Source organism: Longimicrobium sp. (assembly GCF_036554565.1).
Classification (GTDB): Bacteria; Gemmatimonadota; Gemmatimonadetes; order Longimicrobiales; family Longimicrobiaceae; genus Longimicrobium.
The window spans coordinates 1-3,374 of the sequence record NZ_DATBNB010000115.1; the positions used below are offsets into that span (position 1 = coordinate 1).

4 protein-coding genes are annotated in these 3,374 nt (G+C 71.2%); 2 read left to right on the plus strand and 2 right to left on the minus strand.

The window, feature by feature from the left end; genetic code table 11:
- Nucleotides 1-298: 298 nt before the first annotated feature.
- Together VIB55_RS03130 and VIB55_RS03135 are read right to left on the minus strand one after the other, a co-directional pair.
- Entirely contained in the window at nt 299-892 is a 594-nt protein-coding gene (locus VIB55_RS03130) for a hypothetical protein (protein ID WP_331875207.1), read from the minus strand.
- A 58-nt stretch (nt 893-950) separates the two neighbouring features.
- Complete coding sequence (locus VIB55_RS03135; protein ID WP_331875208.1) at nt 951-1,415, minus strand: hypothetical protein; 465 nt, start codon at nt 1,413-1,415, stop codon at nt 951-953.
- A gap of 149 nt (nt 1,416-1,564) precedes the next feature.
- On the opposite strand from VIB55_RS03135, the gene VIB55_RS03140 reads away from it, so the two are divergent.
- Both VIB55_RS03140 and VIB55_RS03145 read left to right on the plus strand, forming a co-directional pair.
- Nucleotides 1,565-2,434 (plus strand): hypothetical protein, encoded by an 870-nt coding sequence (locus VIB55_RS03140; protein WP_331875209.1) that lies wholly within the window; start codon nt 1,565-1,567, stop codon nt 2,432-2,434.
- Nucleotides 2,435-2,509: 75 nt separating this feature from the next.
- Entirely contained in the window at nt 2,510-3,187 is a 678-nt protein-coding gene (locus VIB55_RS03145) for a TIGR04283 family arsenosugar biosynthesis glycosyltransferase (protein WP_331875210.1), read from the plus strand.
- Nucleotides 3,188-3,374 lie beyond the last annotated feature (187 nt).

The window sequence follows — 3,374 nt, forward strand, 5'->3', positions numbered from 1 at the left end:
AGGACGAAAACAGGCTTCGGCGCATCCGGTAGCCACCGATGGAAAAGGCGCGGTGTGTGGCGGATCCCTCAGTCGCTGCGGAGTTCGTCGCCGGGCAGGGTATCGGGAGGTCGCTCCATCGGGATGACAGGCGCGCACCGCGGGTGGTGGTGCGCAGGGCCTCGTGGCGGGCCACGCTCTGACGGAGGTGCGAGTTGCGGCCGGGCTGATGCGCTCGGGATGACGTACCGTGGGGGGGACTGGGGGGGCGGAGCGATGCCGGGGCAGCGGAGGTCCGCAGCCCCGGCGATCCTTTCGATCAGGGACGCGGACGCGTCGGCTGTGCGGGCTGCGCCTGGCCGCCGATCTGGCCGACCACGCCGCCCGGCTGCAGCGCGGTGTTCGCCACCCCGCCGACGGTGTTCACCGTGTTGTCGACCGTGGACAGCAGCTGCGTGAAGAGCTGCGGATTGCGCTCCAGCGTGGCCAGCACGCGGTCCACGATGCGCGTGACGTTGTCCAGGTCGATGTACAGGAACGCCTGGGCCAGCACGCCCATGATCTGCAGTTCCACGCGATCGATGGAAACGTCCGCCCCGGCGGTGAGCGACACCAGGCTGGCGGCATTGGCGTTCAGCGACAGGTGAGCCTGCAGGCCGGCGACGGTGAGGCCCAGGGAGTCGACCGACAGCTCGGGCACCTCCAGCACCACGTCGTAATGCGGCGTGCCCAGCTGGCCCGTCCGGGCGGTGGCGGGCGGAGTGCGCCCGTCGCGCGTCGCGGTGCCCTGGATCTGCGTGGGCGAGCCCAGCGTGCGCGGCGCGCGTACCGTGTCCGTGGTCACCTGCGCGGCGGCGGGTGCCGCGAGCATCACCGCGGCGAGCGAGGCAACCGTGGTCCACTGGCGCATCATCGGCTCATTCTCCTGTCGTGTCCATCGCGCCCGGACGATCCGGGCGGCGTGACGATCTTCATCGTGGCGCCGCGGATGGCCGCTGCGGCGCATCGACCTGCAGGCACGTCGCGGGATCCCGCACCGGCGCGCCAGCCGGCGGCGCCGAGGACGGCTGCTTCAACACGTCCAGCCCGCCCAGCAGGCACTCGGCATCCACCCAGGCGTGCACCTCTACCGCCACGTGCACGTCGCGGTACACGACGCCCGGCTGCACGGGTGCGGGCAGATTCCTGCGCTCGGTGACGCGAACGGTGTCCGGCAGGGCGCAGCCAGTCAGTCGGACGCTCGCGCGCGGGCTGGACTGAAAGGTCAGCTCGCGTGCGGTGACGGAAGCCGAGATCGCCACGTCCGGCGCGCGAGCCGGCTGGGCCGCCGCGCAGTCGCCCGCCGCCGCGCACGCGCCCGCCTGCGCACCCGCCGGAGCGGCGAATACGGCCAGGACAACCGTGACTGCAAGGGTGCGGGCGATCGTCCAGATCATCGAAATGCCGGGCCAGGGTGCGTGCCGCGCCGGCCGTGCCGGAAGTCAAGTTCCGTGCCCGTGGTGGATGGATGGAACGGCTTCGATTTTGCTGGAGCCGAGAGGCAATCCGACGCCGTAAACTGGACGATCCCGGGGGAGAGGGCGCAATGCGCAAGGTGATGGGTTGGGCGGCTCTGCTCGCTGCAACGCTGTCGGTGGCCGACGTGGCCGCGCAGGGCAACCGCAGCGTCGTGCGCTGCCAGGCGGGGCCCGCGGCCGGGCGCCAGGCGACGGGGACCGCGGCGGCGCGCCAGGCGACCGGGCCCACGGGGCGGGCCGCGGAGTACGACGTGGTGCTCGACATCCCCAACCTGTGCGTAGACCGGGTGCGGCTGAACGTGAACAACCTGCAGGCCCGCGTGGCGCTGGATGCCCGCGTCGCCAACCTGGTGCGCGTCAACGCCGGCGCCGACGTGCAGATCGCCGAGGTGAACCTGGGAATCAACGGCGTCCGGGCGCAGGCCCTGCTGCTGGTGGACCTGGACAACGTGGTGCAGGTGGTGGAGCGCGCGCTGGCCTTCATCGACGCCAACCCGCAGATCATCAGCCAGCTCACGGGTACCGTCAACAACACGGTCAACACGGTGGGTGGCGTCGCCAACACCGCGCTGCAGCCGGGCGGGCCCGTCAGCGGCCTGGCGGGAACGGTGGGGCAGACGCTGAACAACATCACGCAGCCCGGCGGCCTGCTCTCGCAGACGGTGAACACGCTGGGCCAGACGGTGACGCGCACCGTGGACGCATCGGGGAACATCGTCGAACAGACGCTGGACACGGCGGGCGGCGTGGCGGGCTCGCGCGTCGTCGGCAGCCTGCTCACGCTTCCGGTGCTGCGCCAGACGGCGGGCCAGGGCGGCCAGGTGGTGCGCCAGGTGCGGGACCAGACCGGCGCGGTGATCGAGTTCACGCTCGACGCCGCGGGGCGCCTGGTCGGCAGCCGCGTGGTGTCACAGGGGCGGGCCGGCACCCGCCAGTAGGTTCAGCCGAACAGCGGCTCGATAGGGCTCCTTTCGCCAGAAGGGAGCCCTCGTCCGTTCCCCGCCCACCGATCCATGCCGCGCATCTCCATCATCATCCCCGCGTTGAACGAGGCGGCCGCCATCCAGGCCACGCTCGCGCCCTTGCAGCCGTTGCGAGCGCGCGGTCACGAGGTAGTGGTGGTGGATGGAGGAAGCTCCGACGGCACGCCTGACATTGCACGGCCGATGGCGGATCGGGTGATCGCCTCCCCGCGAGGCCGCGCTGCACAGCAGAACGCGGGCGCCGCGGCGGCAGCGGGCGACGTGCTTCTCTTCCTTCACGCGGACACGCTTCTTCCACCGGGCGTGGACCGCCTGGTGCTGGATGGAATGAGGACGACGGGACGCGGCTGGGGGCGCTTCGACGTGCGGCTGAGCGGCGCGGCGCGCCCGCTGCGGGTGGTGGAGCGGATGATCAGCCTGCGGTCGCGCCCCACCGGCATCGCGACCGGCGACCAGGCGATCTTCGTCCGCGCGGACTGGTTCCGGCGCGCGGGCGGCTTCCCGCCGATTCCGCTGATGGAAGACGTGGCGATGTCCACGGCGCTGAAGCGGCTCGGCCCGCCGCTGTGCCTCCGCGAGCGAGTCACCACGTCCAGCCGGCGCTGGGAGGAGCGGGGGATCGCGCGGACCATCCTGCTGATGTGGCGCCTGCGGCTGGCCTACGCGCTGGGTGCGGACCCCGCACGGCTCGCCGAGCGATATCGATGACGATGTCGATGGTCGGGCACTCCGTCCACTCGGGCGCGAGAAGCGCAGAGAGGACGCCACCTTAGTCATTGTTACGGGATTCTTGACGGGTTGGCGGAACCCGATTAGGTTGTGCCGAAACATTCCCCAACACGACACAAAAGGTCGTAACACCGCTCCATCCGCAGGACAGCCGTTGTTCCTTCCG